The organism is Pseudomonas sp. IT-P258 (assembly GCF_949767825.1).
In the GTDB taxonomy this organism is placed as follows: Bacteria; Pseudomonadota; Gammaproteobacteria; order Pseudomonadales; family Pseudomonadaceae; genus Aquipseudomonas; species Aquipseudomonas monachiensis.
Genome location: NZ_CATKPU010000009.1, coordinates 1 through 201, shown reverse-complemented (window position 1 = coordinate 201; position 201 = coordinate 1). Strand labels below are relative to the sequence as shown.

The following is a 201-nucleotide window of genomic DNA, read 5'->3' as shown; positions in this document are numbered from 1 at the left end:
CTTGTCGGCGGTCAGGGTGGCGATCACTTCGCTGACGGTGTCAGTAATTTCGACCTTGGCTTCGCCACCAATGACGAGGTTCTCAAACGACTTGCCATCAACGGTCGCATCACTGATGCCAACGGTGAGGGTCTGGCCGTCCTTGTAGACGTCGTCACCTTGCACTGGCGCGGTGTAAATGGCCGACAGCTTGCCGGCTTC

At 58.2% G+C, this 201-nt stretch carries 1 protein-coding gene; it reads right to left on the bottom strand.

The annotated features are described in order from the left end of the window. The coding region (locus ACM6G4_RS00040; RefSeq protein ID WP_414912731.1) for an immunoglobulin-like domain-containing protein at positions 1 to 201 on the bottom strand (201 nt) is incomplete at both ends.